Genomic DNA, 15,242 nt, shown 5'->3' with positions numbered 1-15,242 from the left:
CGTCAGCCAGCGTGCAGCCTGAAACTGGTTGACCATCACCTGCAAACGCCTGCGATGGTCGGTAATCAAGGAAATGGTGGAGCCTAGCGGGATCGAACCGCTGACCTCTACAATGCCATTGTAGCGCTCTCCCAGCTGAGCTAAGGCCCCGTCCATTTCAGCACCGCATCCCTGGGAGGGTGCGGCGGCCCGGCCCTGCGGCCGGGGAGGAGCGCCCTTTATGGGCAGTCTTCCCGGCGCGCAAGAGGCAAAATCAATTGTCTTCGTCATCCTCGTCGGAAGAGCCGGCGACACCCAGGTCGTCGTCACCGCCCAGATCGACGTCGTTGTCCGGGGAATCCTCGTCCTCGTCGATGTCGCCCAGATCGTCATCCTCGGCCAAGTCGTTGTCCTGGTTCTCGGGCACGGGCTTCTTGGCGACCTCCTCGTAGGGGATCGGCTGCTTGCTCTTCAGCACCGGCTCCGGATACCACTGGAACCCGTTGGGGCTGGTGACCGGATTGTCGTTGCCGAGATCGTAGAAGCGCTCGCCCGTCTGCGGGCAGGTGCGCTTGGTTCCCCATTCAGGCTTGACCATTGCGTTTCCCTTGTCAGCCCCCGGCAACCCGGCGGCATGTCTGCTATGCAAATTGATGGATGCGACGCGCCTGGACTTCAAGGCCTGGCAACCGCTCGCGATCGCGTGGGGCGGCGCCTTGCCACAGGGCACCCCCGCTGTCAAAAGCCGCCCGATCCCGCCGCGCCAGCATGAAGGCCATTACCCTGCACGCCTCCCCCACTCCGCACCGCTTCCTCCCCGCAGGCCCGCTGAGAGGTCGCATCCGCGTGCCCGGCGACAAGTCGATCAGCCACCGGTCCATCATGCTGGGCGCGCTCGCGGTGGGCGAGACGCGCGTGACCGGCCTGCTGGAAGGGGAAGACGTGCTCGCCACCGCTGCCGCCATGCGGGCGATGGGTGCCAGTGTGGAGCGGCAGGATGACGGCACATGGTCGATCCACGGCACCGGCGTCGGCACGCTGCTGCAGCCCGCGGGCGCGCTCGACATGGGCAATTCGGGCACGTCCACCCGGTTGCTGATGGGACTGGTCGCCAGCCACCCGATCACGGCGACCTTCACCGGCGATGCCAGCCTGTCGCGCCGGCCGATGGGCCGGGTGATCGAGCCGTTGAGCCAGATGGGCGCTGACATCAGCCCCTCGCCGGGCGGCACGCTGCCGCTGATGATCCGCGGACTCAGCCCGGCGGTGCCGATCACCTATCGCCTGCCGGTCGCCTCCGCCCAGGTGAAGAGCGCGGTGCTGCTCGCCGGCCTCAACACCGCCGGCATCACGACGGTGATCGAGCCCGTACCCACCCGCGACCATTCCGAACGCATGCTGCGCGGCTTCGGCGCGGACCTGACGGTGGAGGAGCATGGCGGCGAACGTCACATTCACCTGCGGGGGGAGGCGAGCCTCAGGCCGCAGACGATCACCGTCCCCGGTGATCCGTCCTCCGCCGCCTTCTTCGCTGTTGCCGCCCTGCTGGTGCCGGGCAGCGACCTGGTGATCGAGAATGTCGGCCTGAACCCCACGCGCGCCGCGCTGTTCACCGTGCTGCGCCAGATGGGCGGCAGCATCACGGAACTGAACCCGCGAGAGGTGGGCGGCGAGCCGGTCGCCGACCTGCATGCGCGCCACTCGCCATTGACCGGGGTCGAGGTCGATCCCGCACTGGCCCCGGCGATGATCGACGAATTCCCGGTCCTGTTCGTCGCCGCCTCGCTGGCGCACGGCATGACCGTGACCACCGGGCTGGAGGAGTTGCGGGTGAAGGAATCCGATCGCCTGTCCACCATGGCCGCCGCGCTGACCGCGGCCGGGGCCCGCATCACCGAACAGCCGGACGGCCTCACCATCCATGGCACCGGGGGCGACCCGTTGCCGGGCACGCCCCATGCCGTCGCAACGAAGCTGGACCACCGCATCGCCATGAGCATGGCGGTCGCCGGGCTGGTCAGCCAGGGTGGCGTGGAGGTGGACGATACCGGCCCGATAGCCACCAGCTTCCCCACCTTCCGCGCGCTGCTCGACAGCGCGACCGGGCAGGCATGACGCCTCTGGCGGCCGATATCATCGGCCTCGTCGGCAGCGCCTTGTTCATCGCCGCCTTCGCCTATGCGAACATGGTGCAGGTGATCGACAAGGTGCTGTTCAACAGCATCAACCTGGTGGGTGCAGCGCTGCTGCTGACCTCCTTGTGGGTCAACTTCAATCTCGCAGCCTTTGTGCTGGAGACCGCCTGGGCACTCATCGCCGCAGTCAGCCTGGTCGCGGCGCTCCGCACCCGTGCAAGTCAGCGCCGCAAGGTGAGGATGGAACCATGATCATTGCCGTCGATGGACCCACTGCCAGTGGCAAGGGCACGATCTCCAAGGCGTTGGCCGCGCATTACGGCCTGCCGCACCTCGATACTGGCCTGCTCTATCGCGCGGTCGGATGGCAATGCGCCGTGATCGGCGGTGATCCGGACGATCCGACGACCGCGCTTGCCGCCACCTCCTTCCCCGACGACCTGCTGCTGGAAGAACGGTTGCGGACAGAGGCGACCGGCGGTCTCGCCAGCCGGGTCTCCGTCCATCCGGCTGTCCGGCAGGCGCTGTATGACCGGCAGCGCGCCTTTGCGCTCCAGCCGGGTGGCGCCGTGCTGGATGGGCGCGATATCGGCACCGTCATCGCGCCGGAAGCCGCACCCAAGCTGTTCGTCACCGCCAGTGTGGAGGCCAGGGCGCAACGCCGCTGGCACGAGATGCATGCCCGTGGGGAAGCTCCTACCCTGGCGGAGATCGAGGACGATCTGCGCCGCCGCGACGAACGCGATCGCAACCGGACAGCAGCTCCATTGATGCCAGCGCCCGATGCATATGTGCTGGATACGTCCATGCTGGATCGCGCGGCAGCAATCAGCGCCGCGATCGCCGTGGTCGACGGGACCGCCGGCTGAAACGGGGAGCGGGCCGCAGCCCGCTCCACCCGGACACTACATCCCGTCCACGCTCTTGCTGACGAGGATGTTCACCGCGACACGGCGGTTCTGCGCCTTGCCTTCTTCGGTGGTGTTGTCGGCCAGCGGGTCCGCTTCCGCCATGCCGGTAGGCGTCAGCATGCGCCACGGCGCCCACTTGCACTGCTGCTGCAGGTAATTGACCACCCGGCCCGCACGCCGTTCGCTCAACGTCTGGTTGTATTCCTCGTCGCCGACATCGTCGGTGTAGCCGACGACCAGCAGCAAGGCATTGTCCATCGCTTCTGCCTGCTGCGCGGCATAGCACAGCTCCGTCCGCGCCTGCGGGGACAAAGTCGCCTGGCCCGTGTCGAAGTAGACGTTGGTCGTACCCTTGATGTTGTACTTGTCGATATCGGCCAGACGCCCGCGCAGTGCCTCCGTCGCGGCGGTCTGCTCGGCAAAACCCTGCGCGGTGCCGGTGCGGATCATGGATGCGGTGCGCAGGTCCGTGTTGCGCAACGTGATCCGGCTGGCCACCAACCCGCCGCCCCACTGCACCGTACGGACAGTGACGGGCAGCCCGTTCAGCAGCGCATCGCTCGCCAGCCGGTCACGACCCAGGCCGAGGAAGCCGCCCGTGCCGGTGATCTGCGTCCCTTCGCTGATCGCCACGGTCTGGCTCGTGCCGTCTTCCGCCGTGATCTGCAGGCGGTTGTCGCTGCGGGCGGAGATCATGCCCTTGACCTCGGGACCTTCCTCGAACTCCGACAGGTCGGCAGGCGGGGTGCCATACACCGTGGCGGTCACGTCGGTGCCGGTCGCCGCCTGCTGCGCCGATACGGCGCCCATCGGCGTCGCCAGCATCGACAGCAGGGCAATGCCTGCCGAACCCTTCATGATAGAATGCATCAACGTGTCTCCCTATAGTCTGCACGCGCGGTGCAGCGTCACAATGCCTGCGCGCCCGCCTTTCTCCCGAGAGAGAGGGCGCGACAACACCGCGGGTGTTGTTCAGGGTTTCCTGTCCCCTTTATGAACAGGTCGGATTCACCTCATTCGCTCCGGCAACCTGCCCGATGGGTACGGCGAATGGATGTTCTTTGCTGCTCGGCGCACGTCCCGTTTCAGGTGTTGGCCTGCGTGACTTGCGCCATGCTGCAGTGCACACCTATGGCGACCGCATGCAAGCCGCACCGGCCAGTCGGCCGCTCCTCGCCCTGCTGATCCGCCTCGGCGCCGTCGCCGCGCTGGCCACGATGTCGGCCCTCATCAAGCTCGCCTCGCAAAGCGGCGTGCATCTGGTGGAGATCATGTTCTGGCGGCAGATCATCACCGTGCCGCTGCTGCTCGGCTGGGTATTGCTGACGAGCCGCAGCCTGGCTCCGCTCAAGACGCAGCGTCCCGGAACCCAGTTCATGCGCGCATTCTACGGCACGATCGGCATGTCGCTGAACTTTGGTGCGGTGATCCTGCTGCCCTTGGCAGAGGCGACGACCTTCAGCTTCACCGCGCCGATCTTCGCCGTGCTGCTGTCCATCGTGCTGCTGAAGGAACAGGTGGGCATCTGGCGCTGGTTCGCGGTGCTGGCCGGGTTTGCGGGAGTCGTCATCATAGCGCAGCCCGGCGGCAGCCATTTTCCGCTCTATGGCGCGCTGGTGGCGCTGGGTGCTGCATTTATGGTGGCGCTGATCTCCATCCAGATCGCCGACCTCAACCGCACGGACAAGCCGCTGGCGATCGTGTTCTACTTCGCCGCCTTCTCCACGCCGCTGACCGCCCTTGGGCTACCCTTCTTCGCCACCCCGCATGACGCGACGCAATGGCTGCTCATCGTCGGGATCGGCATCATCGGCATGGCCGGGCAGTTGCTGCTGACCGCGGCGCTGCGGTTCGGCTCGCTCTCCAGCGTGATCGTGATGGACTATTCGGCGCTGTTCTGGGCGACGCTGTATGGCTGGGCGCTGTTCGGCATGCTGCCGCCGGGCAGCACCTGGTTTGGCGCGCCGCTGGTCGCGGGGGCCGGCATCCTTATCGCCTGGCGGGAGCATCGCCTTTCCCGCCCGCGACGAGCGCCGACGCCGCTGGAAGATGCATGACTGCGCTGATATCAGGCGAGCCTCATCAACAAGGACCTGCCATGACCCGCACCTTCACCCTCGCCGCTTGCCTCCTCGCCATGCTGATGGTGAGTGGCTGCAACACGGTGAAGGGCCTTGGCCGCGATATCGAAAGCGTCGGGGAGGCGGCCGACAGGGCGATCTGATCGCCCGGCCCGCGCGTCATACGTTGGTGAGGCCGTCCGGCTGCTCGCCAGTGGCGCGACGGAACTGCTGGATCGCGAACCGGTCTGTCATGCCCGCAATATAGTCGGCGATATGGCGCCCCCTCGCCGGCTCCGCCTCCGGCAGCGTCGCCCGCCAGCTCTCCCCCATCAGCGCAGGATCGGCACGGTAGGCGGCAAACAGGCGCGCCACCACGTCGCGGGCGCGGGCGGCCGTCGCCTTCTGCTCCGGATGGAAATAGAGCCGCTGGTACATGAACTGCTTCAGCCGCCGCTCGTACTCGGCCATCGCCGGGGAGAACGTGGCGAGCGGCGCACCGGCGGCCCGCACCTCGTCGACCGATTTCAACGTGGCGATCCGCGCACGGGTGGTGGCGATCAGGTCGTTGACCATCAGGCCGATCTGCGTGCGCACCAGCTCGCGCAATTGCGCCTGCCGATTGCTACAGGGGTGGCGGCGCTCCACATCACGCCACTGATCCGCCAGCTCCGGCAAGGTCAGCAGATCGTCCAGATGCAGGAACCCCCCGCGCAGCCCGTCGTCGATGTCGTGATTGTCGTAGGCGATGTCGTCAGCCAGGGAGGCGACCTGCGCCTCCAGGCTGGCATGTTCGCCCAGGCGCAGGGGAAATGCGGCGTCCAGTTCCGCCAGGGCCCAGCCCGGCCGAGTGACCGGCCCGTTATGCTTGGCGAGGCCTTCCAGCACCTCCCAGCTGAGATTGAGGCCCGGCACATCGCAATATGGACTGTCGAGCCGCATCAGCGTGCGCAGGCAATGCTCGTTGTGATCGAACCCGCCATGCTCGGCCAATGCCGCGTTAAGCGCGTCCTCCCCCGAATGGCCGAAGGGCGGGTGGCCGATATCGTGGGCGAGGCACAGCGCCTCCGTCAGATCCTCGTCCAGCTGCAGCGCGCGGGCCAGCGTGCGGCCGATCTGCGCGACCTCCAGGCTGTGGGTCAGGCGGACGCGGTAGTGGTCTCCGTCCGGCGCGACGAAGACCTGCGTCTTCCCCGCCAGCCGGCGAAACGCGATGGAATGGATGATCCGGTCACGGTCGCGCTGGAATGCGCTGCGCGGTCCGCGCACCCCGTCCCCGGCGGTCGGATGTTCACGGCCGCGGGTTCGGGTGGGATCGGCGGCGTAAGGCGCGCGGAAGGAGCCGGGGACCATCGCCCGTGGCTAAAGCGGTGGCGGAATGCTGTCACCGTGAACAGGTGGCGAACACCGGCCTATGCGGCGGCGTTTTCCACCGCTGGCACGTCCGCCAGGATCCAGTCGGCCGCAGCCTGCGAATGGATGCGGGCGCTGTCGTAGATCGGCAGCACGTTGGCGTCGGTGTCGACCACCATCTCCAGTTCCGTGCAGGCCAGCACCACCGCCTCCACCCCGTTCTGCTGGATGATCGTGATCATCGTCTTCAGCGCACGCTCGGCATTGCGGGTCACCCGGCCGACCATCAGCTCCTCGTAGATGATGGAATCGAGCTGCTCGACATTGCTCATGTCCGGCGGGGTGAGGTCGACGCCGCGCGCCACCAGACGACGGCGGTAAAATCCTTCCACCATGACGTTGCGGGTGCCCAGCAATGCGGCGGAACGCACACCGTCGGCCTGCATCTGCGCGCCTACACAGTCGGCGATGTGCAGGATGGGGATCGCGACCGCCTTGCTGACCTCATCGTATACCCGGTGCATCGAATTGGCGCCGATGATCAGCGCCTCGGCCCCGGCGGCTTCCAAGCGGCGGGCACTGGCGGACAGGATCTCCGTCGCGCGTTGCCAGTCATCCTCCGTCCGCAGGGCGTAGAGCTGAGCGAAATCGAGACTGTCGATCAGCAGCGGCGCGCTGGACCGGCGGCCCTGCCGCTGCTGCACGATCCGGTTGATATGTTCGTAATAGGTCCGGGTGGAAACCCAGCTCATCCCGCCGATCAACCCCAGCTTGCGCACGCCGCCTCCTTCGCCAACCCCGCCGGCCCGATCCCGGCAAGCGGAGTTCTAGGAAACGGTGGGCCGAGCGTCCAGCCACGCCAGCCCGGTTGCACACAATGCAGCGGAACTGGCGGTGACCGCCACCACCTCGGCATCGCCGACGCGGCGCACCCGTTCGACATATTCGGCCAGAGTGGTCGGCCGGTCAGGCTCGCCCGGCTGCGGTCGCAACGCCTCCAGCCGGCGCAACTGGTCGATCGTCAGGCGATCCACCATCCGTTCGGCCATGCAGCCGGCGTTGCGTTCCGACAGGCCGGCATTGCGCAGGGCGGTCTGGACCCGGCTTTCGGCAATCGCCTGCACACACCCGCCGACCGCCAGCAGCATCACGGCGGCGGCGATCAATCTTACCCCGCGGATCATGCCGCGATGGCTTTGTTGATCTCCTCGACCATCTTCTTCGCATCGGCGAGAAGCATCATGGTCTGGTCCATGTAGAAGACGTCGTTGTCGACCCCGGCATAACCGACGCCGCCCATAGACCGCTTGATGAACATGACCGTCTTGGCCTTGTCCACGTCGAACACCGGCATGCCGTAGATCGGGCTGCCCTTGTCCGTCTTCGCCGCCGGGTTAACCACGTCGTTCGCGCCGATGATGAAGGCGACGTCGGCCTGCGCGAATTCGCTGTTGATGTCCTCCAGCTCGAACACGTCGTCATACGGCACGTTCGCTTCTGCCAGCAGCACGTTCATGTGCCCGGGCATCCGACCGGCGACAGGGTGGATGGCGTACCTGACAGTGACGCCTTCCTCCTTCAGCAGGTCGCCCATCTCGCGCAAGGCATGCTGCGCCTGCGCCACCGCCATGCCGTAGCCGGGAATGATGATGACGCTTTCGGCCTGCTTCAGCATGAAGGCGGCATCGTCCGCGCTGCCCTGCTTGTAGGGGCGCTGCTCCTTGGCCGCGCCGCCGCCGCTCGCCGCCGCCGCGCCGAAGCCGCCGGCGATGACCGACAGGAAGCTGCGGTTCATGGCCCGGCACATGATGTAGCTTAGGATTGCGCCCGACGATCCCACCAGCGCCCCGGTGACGATCATCGCCGTGTTGTGGAGCGTGAAGCCCATCGCCGCCGCTGCCCACCCGGAATAGGAGTTCAGCATCGACACCACCACGGGCATGTCCGCGCCGCCGATCGGGATGATCAACAGAAACCCGATGGCAAAGGCGAGCGCCACCACCACCCAGAACAGCGGGTTCTCCCCCGGCCCGCCCACCGGCGAATGCGTGAACATGGCGGTCAGCAGCAGGATCGCACCCAGCGTGCCCAGGTTGATCAGGTGCCGACCAGGCAACAGGATCGGCGACCCGCCCATATTGCCGTTCAGCTTGAGGAACGCGATGACCGATCCCGAGAAGGTGATCGCGCCGATCGCCGCGCCCAGCATCATCTCCAACCGGCTGACGGGCATGATGTTGCCGTCCAGTCCCAGAATGTCGAACGCGCCGGGATTGAGGAACGCAGCCGCCGCCACCAGCACCGCGGCCATGCCGACTAGACTGTGGAACGCGGCGACCAGCTGCGGCATCGCCGTCATCGCAATGCGCCGCGCAATGACGAAGCCGATCGCGCCGCCGATCGCGATCGCTGCCAGGATCTCGGGGAGGCTGGCGATGTCATGCGTGACCAGCGTGGTGACAATCGCGATGGCCATGCCCGCCATACCGAAGCGGTTGCCCCGCCGGCTGGTCGCCGGGCTGCTCAGGCCACGCAACGCCAGGATGAACAGGACACCAGCCACCAGATAGGCCAACGCGACCCACGGATTGACGGCGTGCGCCGCATCGGCAGCCACACCCAGATTGGTGGTCGTATCGGGCGCCAGCATCATGGCCGCTCACTCTTCGGCGCGGCAGGCCGATCCTTCTTCTTGTACATCGCCAGCATCCGTTCCGTCACGGCAAAGCCGCCGAAGATGTTGACGCTGGCCAGCACCACGGCGCCCAGGCCCAGCCACTTGGCGCCTGCGCTGCCCGCCTCCGCCGATGCGACCAGCGCGCCGACGATGATGACGGAACTGATCGCATTGGTGACCGCCATCAGCGGCGTATGCAGCGCCGGGGTGACGGACCACACCACGTAATAGCCAACGAAGCAGGCCAGCACGAAGATCGACAGGATGGAGATGAAGTCCATGGCGCTTCAGCCTTTCAACCGTTCGTGCACGATCGCCCCGTTCTGCGTCAGGCGGACGGCGCTGCCGATCTCCTCGTCCAGCACCGGGCGGCCCTGCTCCTTGTCCCAGAAGGCGGACAGGAAGTTGAACAGGTTGCGCGCGAACAGGGCGCTGGCATCCGCCGGCAGCAATGCCGGCGTGTTGCTGTAACCCATGATCGTCACCCCGTGCCGCTCCACCACCTGATCCGCGACGGAACCTTCCACGTTGCCGCCCTGCGCCACCGCCAGGTCATAGATCACGCTGCCCCGCCGCATGGTGGCGATCTGCGCATCGCTGATCAGGCGCGGCGCGGCGCGGCCGGGGATCAGCGCGGTGGTGATGACGATGTCCTGCTTGGCCAGATGGCCGCTCACCAGTTCCGCCTGCGCGCGCTGGTACTCTTCGCTCATCTCGCTGGCATAACCGCCGCTGCCCTCGCCCTCGATCCCGGCGACATTCTCGACGAAGACCGGCTTCGCGCCGAGCGACTGGATCTGCTCCCTGGTGGCGCTGCGCACATCGGTCGCGCTGACCTGCGCGCCCAACCGCCGCGCGGTGGCGATGGCCTGCAGCCCGGCGACGCCCACGCCCATCACGAAAACGCGCGCCGCCGATACGGTGCCGGCGGCGGTCATCATCATGGGGAACGCGCGGCCATACTGGTTGGCTGCGGCGAGCACCGCCTTGTAGCCGGCGAGGTTGGACTGGCTGGACAGCACGTCCATGCTCTGCGCCCGGGTGATCCGAGGCATTAGCTCCATGCTCCACGCCTCCAGCCCCGCGGCGGCATAGCCAGCGACGCGGTCCGGCCGGGTTAAGGGATCGAACAGGGCGGCGACCTGCGCCCCAGGCGCTGCCGACGCCAGCGATGCCGGGTCGGGCGCCTGGATGCCGAGCACTATGTTCGCCCCCGCCACTACCTCGGCCGCGAGGCCCAGGACGGCGCCGGCAGCCTCGTAGTCGGCGTCGGAGATCGCGGCCGCCTCTCCGGCGCCACGCTCCACCGCGACTTCGGTGCCAAGGGCGACGAACTTGCGAACAGTCTCCGGCGTGGCGGCGACCCGTGTCTCTCCAGCCGCCTGTTCGGCCAGAATGGCGATACGCACCGGGACCAGCGCCGTCAGACGATCACGAGGATTATGATGAACACCAGTATCGCGATCAGCGGAACCGACCATTTCAACGTCGCGACAAAGCCGCTGTAGGTGCGGCCGGCCGCCTGCATGTCGTTCACCGGTTCCATGGCCTCTCCTCCAGTCCCAATGTTTGTTTGCAAACGTTAGTGCCCCCTTTCCTGTCACGCAACAACCCCGCATTGCGCTTAAACAGCTTTTTACCAATCGACTTTAGAGCCAAGAGGAGACAGTCAAGCATGGTGGTAGAAAAGGATGGCCGATCCTGGCGCGCGTATGCTGCTGCTGATCGATAACGCGCCGGCGCAGATCAGGCTTGTGACAGCCCTTGCTGGACGTGAGGGTTGGCGGGTCGCCGTTGCGCGGGAACCTGCGCAGGTGTTTGACCTGCTGAAGGGTCGTGAAGGCGCGCAGATCAACGCAGCGATCCTCGACCAGATCGTTCCGGGCGACGATCTGGTGCAATTGATCGCCGATCTGCGTGAACGGCGGCCGGACCTGCCGATCCTGGTGCTCACCGGCAGCACCTCCCCGCTGCAATCGGTCGCGGCCATGCGGGCGGGTGCCAGCGATTACCTGGTGAAGCCCGTCGCGCCGGAACGGCTGATGCAGGCGCTGCGCAACGCCACCGCCGCCGCCGCCTGGCAGCAGGAACTGACCCCGCTCAGCGAGAAGATGCCCGCCGTCCTCGACTTCGAGGCGATGGTGGGTACGGCGCCTTCCTTCCGCACGGCCCTCGCCCGCGCGGCCAAGGCCGCGCGCGGGCACGGCAGCCTGCTGATCGAAGGGGAACGCGGTACGGGCAAGGAGATGCTGGTTCGCGCGATCCACGCCGCCAGCCCGCGTTCGCGCGCCGGGCTGCGGATCCTGAACATCGCCGCCATCCCGCAGGCCAGCCTGCCGTCAGTCCTGCTGGGGCACGAGCAGGGCGCCTTCGCCGGCGCGTTCGAACGGCATGTGGGCGCCTTGCAGGCGAGTGACGGCGCCACTCTGGTGCTTGACGAGGTCGATCACCTCTCGCCCGAGGTGCAGTTGCAACTGGCGCAGGTGCTGCGCGATCGGCGGGTGCGGCCGATCGGATCGCCGCATGGCTACCACATCGATGTGCGCGTGATCGCCGCCAGCAACCTGCCGCTGACCGATCTCGCCAGCACCGGCAATTTCGACGAGGAACTGCTGGGTCTGCTCAGCGCGACCATCATCACCGTGCCGCCACTGCGGGAACGTCACGGCGACATCGTCGCGCTGGCCCGCCATTTCCTGACCCGGATCGCGGCCGAGCCAGGCCTGCGCCAGCTCGGCATCACGGATGGGGCGCTGACCCTTCTGTCCAGCTACGACTGGCCCGGCAATGTGCGGCAGCTGCAGGCGGTCCTGTTCCGCGCGGCGGTGTTCTGCGACGGCAACGCGCTGACCGAACTGGATTTTCCGCAGCTCGCCGAACTTGTAGGCGACGGCAATCGGGGCGACCAGCCGCCGGAACGCGGCGGCGTCGACATCTTCACCTTGGAAGGGCACCTGCGCCCGCTGGAGGAGATCGAGGCGGATGTGATCCGCCTCGCCATCGGCCATTATCGCGGCCGTATGTCGGAGGTCGCGCGGCGCCTGGGGATCGGCCGTTCGACGCTGTATCGCAAGCTCTCCGACCTCGGCATCGACAACGCGGTGTAACCGTCGCGCAACACAAGTGCGACGAGTGACCGGAACCTGTGCGCCTGCCATGCACTTGCACCGGCATGACCCCGCGTTGGCTGACATGTCTGGTGTTGCTGCCCCTGCCCTTCCTGACGGCTTGCAATCAGGAAGGTCGTAAAGAACAGACGCTTGCAGCCGATGCCGCAGCCGGTATCGAGGTCATGACGGGCGAGGAGGTGCTGGCACGCCTCATCACCGCCAGCGTCGGCCCGCTGGAGTTCGACTACGACCCGGAGGCCCTGACGCTGATCGAGATGCCGGTGCAATTCCCGATCGGCCCCGAGCAGCAGGCGTGGGGCGCCAAGTTGCTGCCGGCGGGGCGGGCCGAACAACTGGGGCAGCGCAAATGCGTGTACGGCGATCCCCCCCGCCGCCGCACCTGCAATGCACGCGATGAAGGTGGCCTCGTCCTGTCGCTGCTCGAACGTCCGATCGATGATTATCGCCGGCGCTTTCAGCAGGCCGGCCTTGGCACGGCGATCGTCCCGGCGCGGCTCGATGGCGTGGTCGGCTTCGCCTATTACCGCGATCGCCTCGGCCGCAGGTCCCGCTACCGCTTCATCCCCGTGGGAGAGCGCACGCTGATGATTGGCGAGCAGGAACTACCCTCCGCCGAAAAGGTCGCCGAACAGGCCATCGGCAGGGTGGTGCAGAGCCTTGCCGCCGCCCTCCCCGGTCGCGGCTAGAGCTCCGGCAGCAGCGCCACATCCGCCAATGCGCCGTCCCGCAGGCCTAGCCAGACATTGCGGGCCTGCACCGTCTCGTACACGTCGTGGACCCGGATGATCTGGCACCCGGCCGTCATCGCTGCCAGCGCCATCGTGATGCTTCCGCCCAGCCGGCGATCCACCGGCGCCTCGTCGTGCAAGGCGCCGATCATCCGCTTGCGGCTTGCCCCCACGAGCAGCGGGTGGCCAAGCGCATGGAACAGGGCGAGCCCGTTCAGCAGGGCCATATTGCCGGCGAGTGACTTGCCGAAGCCGATCCCGGGATCGAGCACGATGCGGTCAGCCGCAATACCAGCCGCCAGCGCCCTGTCGCGCGCATCACGCAACCAGTCGAAGACATCCAGCAAGATGTTGGCGTAATCACCACCGCCGTGCAGCCCCTTTCCGCTGCCGGCACCCGGCGCGTGCATCAGCACGACCGGCACGCCCGCCGCCGCAACAACGGGGGCGGAACCGGGATCGTCTAACAGGGCGGAGACATCGTTGATGATGTGCGCCCCGGCATCCAGCCCCGCCTGCATCACCGCCGCGCGTCGGGTATCCAGGCTGATAAGCGCACCAACCCGCCGACAGGTCTCCACCGCCGGGATGATGCGGGCGATCTCATCCCCCTCCCACACCGGATCGGCGCCGGGCCGCGTGCTTTCCCCGCCCACGTCGATCAACGCAGCGCCGGCGCGCAGCATGTCCCTCGCATGCCCCTCGGGATCGCCGGAATGTTGCCCACCGTCCGAAAAGCTGTCGGGCGTCATGTTCAGGATGCCCATCACCTGCGGCCGGTCCAGCGGCAGCGGTCCGCCCGGCACTGCCAGTGGCGGCTGCACGCGGGTCAAATTCGCCCATTGATGCTGCCCTTCTGTGACCAGGTCGTCCGGCAGGCGCGCAAGCTCTGCCACGATCGTCGCGGGGGTGGCCAGCGTGCGGTGCGTCACCCGTCCGCCCTCTGCCACCATCACGGCGAAGTCGCGTGCCCACACCGCACCGCCCGCGATCCGCACCGCCCCGCCGTGCAGCGCCTGCGGCGATGGCGCCATCGTCAGCGGCTGCAGGTAGACCCGGCGCATCAGTCTTCGATGGCGAGCAGGTGCAATTGGCGCAGGGCATCAATCGGCTTGACGGCCCCGTCATGCTCCAGATGCCAGAATGTCCAGCCGTTACAGCTCGGCGCATCCTGCAACGTCTTGCCGACGCCGTGGATGGAGCCCGTCAGGACGCCGCACTCCAGCGAACCGTCCGCCCGCACCCGCGCCTCCCACCGGCGCTGCCGATCGAACAACACACTGCCGGGCGGGATCAGCCCGGCCTCCACCAGGGCGCCGAAGGCGACCTTGGGCTGGTTCTTCCGGCTCTGCATGACCTCCAGCGCGCTCTCGTCCAGCGGCAGAGCCGCCTTGATCCGCTCCAGCGCGACCTCACGATAGAGGGGCTCCTGCTCGCAGCCGATCCACTGCCGACCCAGCCGCTTGGCGACCGCGCCGGTGGTGCCGGTGCCGAAGAACGGGTCCAGCACCACGTCGCCCGGCTCCGTCGTCGCCAGCAGCACGCGGTACAGCAGCGCCTCCGGCTTCTGCGTCGGATGCGCTTTGGCCCCGTCCCGCTTCAGCCGTTCCTGCCCTCCGCACAGCGGGATCAGCCAGTCGCTGCGCATCTGCAGCTCGTCATTCAGCGTCTTCATCGCGCGGTAGTTGAAGTGGTAGCGCGACTTCTCACCCATGCTGGCCCACAAAAGCGTCTCGTGCGCATTGGTGAAGCGTGTGCCGCGAAAATTGGGCATCGGGTTGGCCTTGCGCCACACGATGTCATTCAGCAGCCAGAAGCCCAGATCCTGCATCGTCGCACCGACGCGGAAGATGTTGTGATAGCTCCCGATCACCCACAACGCGCCGTCCGGCTTCAGCACGCGGCGGCACTGCGCCAGCCAGTCGCGGGTGAACGCATCATAGGCGGCGAAACTGTCGAAGCGGTCCCACGCATCGGTCACCGCGTCCACCATGCTGCCATCCGGGCGGTTGAGATCGCCACCGAGCTGCAAGTTGTACGGTGGATCGGCGAAGACCAGGTCGACGCTGCGCGCTGGCAGCGACCGCATCGCCTCGATGCAGTCGCCCGGCAGGATCTGCCCGAGAGGAAGCTCCGGCCGTACTGCGGCGCGCGGCGCGCGGATGGAAAGAACTTCGCCCATTTTACGTATCGGTCCCTGCTGACTTATCCACAGCGTGCGCCAGCAGCGACTCCGCCGTCAAGTCCAGCTTTTTTGCCGAGTCGCTT

General features: G+C 67.1%; 18 protein-coding genes and 1 tRNA gene. 7 read left to right on the top strand and 12 right to left on the bottom strand.

Annotated elements, in window-relative coordinates:
• Window positions 1–74: 74 nt before the first annotated feature.
• Window positions 75–150 (bottom strand) — tRNA-Ala (locus V5740_RS03575).
• Window positions 151–253: 103 nt separating this feature from the next.
• A complete protein-coding gene (locus tag V5740_RS03570; protein ID WP_347303712.1) occupies window positions 254–577 on the bottom strand; it encodes an FYDLN acid domain-containing protein in 324 nt (107 codons plus the stop codon).
• A 170-nt stretch (window positions 578–747) separates the two neighbouring features.
• Here V5740_RS03570 and aroA point away from each other — a divergent pair, with 170 nt between their 5' ends.
• Genes aroA through V5740_RS03555 form a run of 3 tightly spaced genes read left to right on the top strand, consistent with a single transcriptional unit; the run spans window position 748 to window position 2,983 of the window.
• Window positions 748–2,094, top strand: coding sequence for a 3-phosphoshikimate 1-carboxyvinyltransferase (gene aroA / locus V5740_RS03565; RefSeq protein WP_347303711.1), 1,347 nt, complete (start codon window positions 748–750; stop codon window positions 2,092–2,094).
• A complete protein-coding gene (locus tag V5740_RS03560) occupies window positions 2,091–2,366 on the top strand; it encodes a hypothetical protein (RefSeq protein WP_347303710.1) in 276 nt (91 codons plus the stop codon). Before aroA ends, V5740_RS03560 begins: the two co-directional genes overlap by 4 nt.
• Entirely contained in the window at window positions 2,363–2,983 is a 621-nt protein-coding gene (locus tag V5740_RS03555; RefSeq protein ID WP_347303709.1) for a (d)CMP kinase, read from the top strand. Before V5740_RS03560 ends, V5740_RS03555 begins: the two co-directional genes overlap by 4 nt.
• A gap of 36 nt (window positions 2,984–3,019) precedes the next feature.
• Here V5740_RS03555 and V5740_RS03550 read toward each other — a convergent pair whose 3' ends face one another.
• Window positions 3,020–3,883 (bottom strand): OmpA family protein, encoded by an 864-nt coding sequence (locus V5740_RS03550; protein WP_347303708.1) that lies wholly within the window; start codon window positions 3,881–3,883, stop codon window positions 3,020–3,022.
• Between the two features lie 284 nt (window positions 3,884–4,167).
• Here V5740_RS03550 and V5740_RS03545 point away from each other — a divergent pair, with 284 nt between their 5' ends.
• Both V5740_RS03545 and V5740_RS03540 read left to right on the top strand, forming a co-directional pair.
• Entirely contained in the window at window positions 4,168–5,082 is a 915-nt protein-coding gene (locus V5740_RS03545) for a DMT family transporter (protein WP_347303707.1), read from the top strand.
• Window positions 5,083–5,123: 41 nt separating this feature from the next.
• On the top strand, window positions 5,124–5,249 hold the full coding sequence (locus V5740_RS03540; protein ID WP_347303706.1) for an entericidin A/B family lipoprotein: 126 nt from the start codon (window positions 5,124–5,126) through the stop codon (window positions 5,247–5,249).
• A gap of 16 nt (window positions 5,250–5,265) precedes the next feature.
• On the opposite strand, the gene V5740_RS03535 is transcribed toward V5740_RS03540, so the two are convergent.
• From V5740_RS03535 to V5740_RS03505, 7 genes are read right to left on the bottom strand one after another with little or no spacing between them, the layout of a single operon-like run.
• Window positions 5,266–6,438 carry a deoxyguanosinetriphosphate triphosphohydrolase gene (locus tag V5740_RS03535; RefSeq protein WP_347303705.1) on the bottom strand — a complete coding sequence of 391 codons (1,173 nt, stop codon included), beginning with the start codon at window positions 6,436–6,438 and terminating at the stop codon, window positions 5,266–5,268.
• Between the two features lie 59 nt (window positions 6,439–6,497).
• A complete protein-coding gene (locus V5740_RS03530) occupies window positions 6,498–7,217 on the bottom strand; it encodes an amino acid racemase (RefSeq protein ID WP_347303704.1) in 720 nt (239 codons plus the stop codon).
• Window positions 7,218–7,265: 48 nt separating this feature from the next.
• A complete protein-coding gene (locus V5740_RS03525) occupies window positions 7,266–7,622 on the bottom strand; it encodes a hypothetical protein (RefSeq protein WP_347303703.1) in 357 nt (118 codons plus the stop codon).
• On the bottom strand, window positions 7,619–9,088 hold the full coding sequence (locus tag V5740_RS03520) for an NAD(P)(+) transhydrogenase (Re/Si-specific) subunit beta (RefSeq protein ID WP_347304433.1): 1,470 nt from the start codon (window positions 9,086–9,088) through the stop codon (window positions 7,619–7,621). Before V5740_RS03520 ends, V5740_RS03525 begins: the two co-directional genes overlap by 4 nt.
• Window positions 9,088–9,396 carry an NAD(P) transhydrogenase subunit alpha gene (locus V5740_RS03515; protein WP_347303702.1) on the bottom strand — a complete coding sequence of 103 codons (309 nt, stop codon included), beginning with the start codon at window positions 9,394–9,396 and terminating at the stop codon, window positions 9,088–9,090. The genes V5740_RS03520 and V5740_RS03515 overlap by 1 nt, the downstream gene beginning before the upstream one ends.
• 6 nt (window positions 9,397–9,402) lie before the next feature.
• Window positions 9,403–10,524, bottom strand: a complete 1,122-nt coding sequence (locus V5740_RS03510; RefSeq protein WP_347303701.1) for an NAD(P) transhydrogenase subunit alpha — start codon at window positions 10,522–10,524, stop codon at window positions 9,403–9,405.
• A 14-nt stretch (window positions 10,525–10,538) separates the two neighbouring features.
• On the bottom strand, window positions 10,539–10,661 hold the full coding sequence (locus V5740_RS03505) for a hypothetical protein (protein WP_347303700.1): 123 nt from the start codon (window positions 10,659–10,661) through the stop codon (window positions 10,539–10,541).
• A 145-nt stretch (window positions 10,662–10,806) separates the two neighbouring features.
• Here V5740_RS03505 and V5740_RS03500 point away from each other — a divergent pair, with 145 nt between their 5' ends.
• Window positions 10,807–12,222, top strand: a complete 1,416-nt coding sequence (locus tag V5740_RS03500; protein WP_347303699.1) for a sigma-54 dependent transcriptional regulator — start codon at window positions 10,807–10,809, stop codon at window positions 12,220–12,222.
• A 65-nt stretch (window positions 12,223–12,287) separates the two neighbouring features.
• Window positions 12,288–12,932, top strand: a complete 645-nt coding sequence (locus V5740_RS03495) for a hypothetical protein (protein ID WP_347303698.1) — start codon at window positions 12,288–12,290, stop codon at window positions 12,930–12,932.
• Here the strand turns inward: V5740_RS03495 and folP are convergent.
• Both folP and V5740_RS03485 read right to left on the bottom strand, forming a co-directional pair.
• Entirely contained in the window at window positions 12,929–14,041 is a 1,113-nt protein-coding gene (folP, locus tag V5740_RS03490; RefSeq protein WP_347304432.1) for a dihydropteroate synthase, read from the bottom strand. The two genes, V5740_RS03495 and folP, sit on opposite strands and share 4 nt — an antisense overlap.
• Entirely contained in the window at window positions 14,038–15,156 is a 1,119-nt protein-coding gene (locus tag V5740_RS03485) for a site-specific DNA-methyltransferase (protein WP_347303697.1), read from the bottom strand. The genes folP and V5740_RS03485 overlap by 4 nt, the downstream gene beginning before the upstream one ends.
• Between the last annotated feature and the right edge of the window lie 86 nt (window positions 15,157–15,242).

Source organism: Croceibacterium sp. TMG7-5b_MA50, from assembly GCF_039830145.1.
Classification (GTDB): domain Bacteria; phylum Pseudomonadota; class Alphaproteobacteria; order Sphingomonadales; family Sphingomonadaceae; genus Croceibacterium.
Note: the sequence above shows the minus strand (reverse complement) of the source record. Positions and strands in the feature narration are given on the sequence as shown.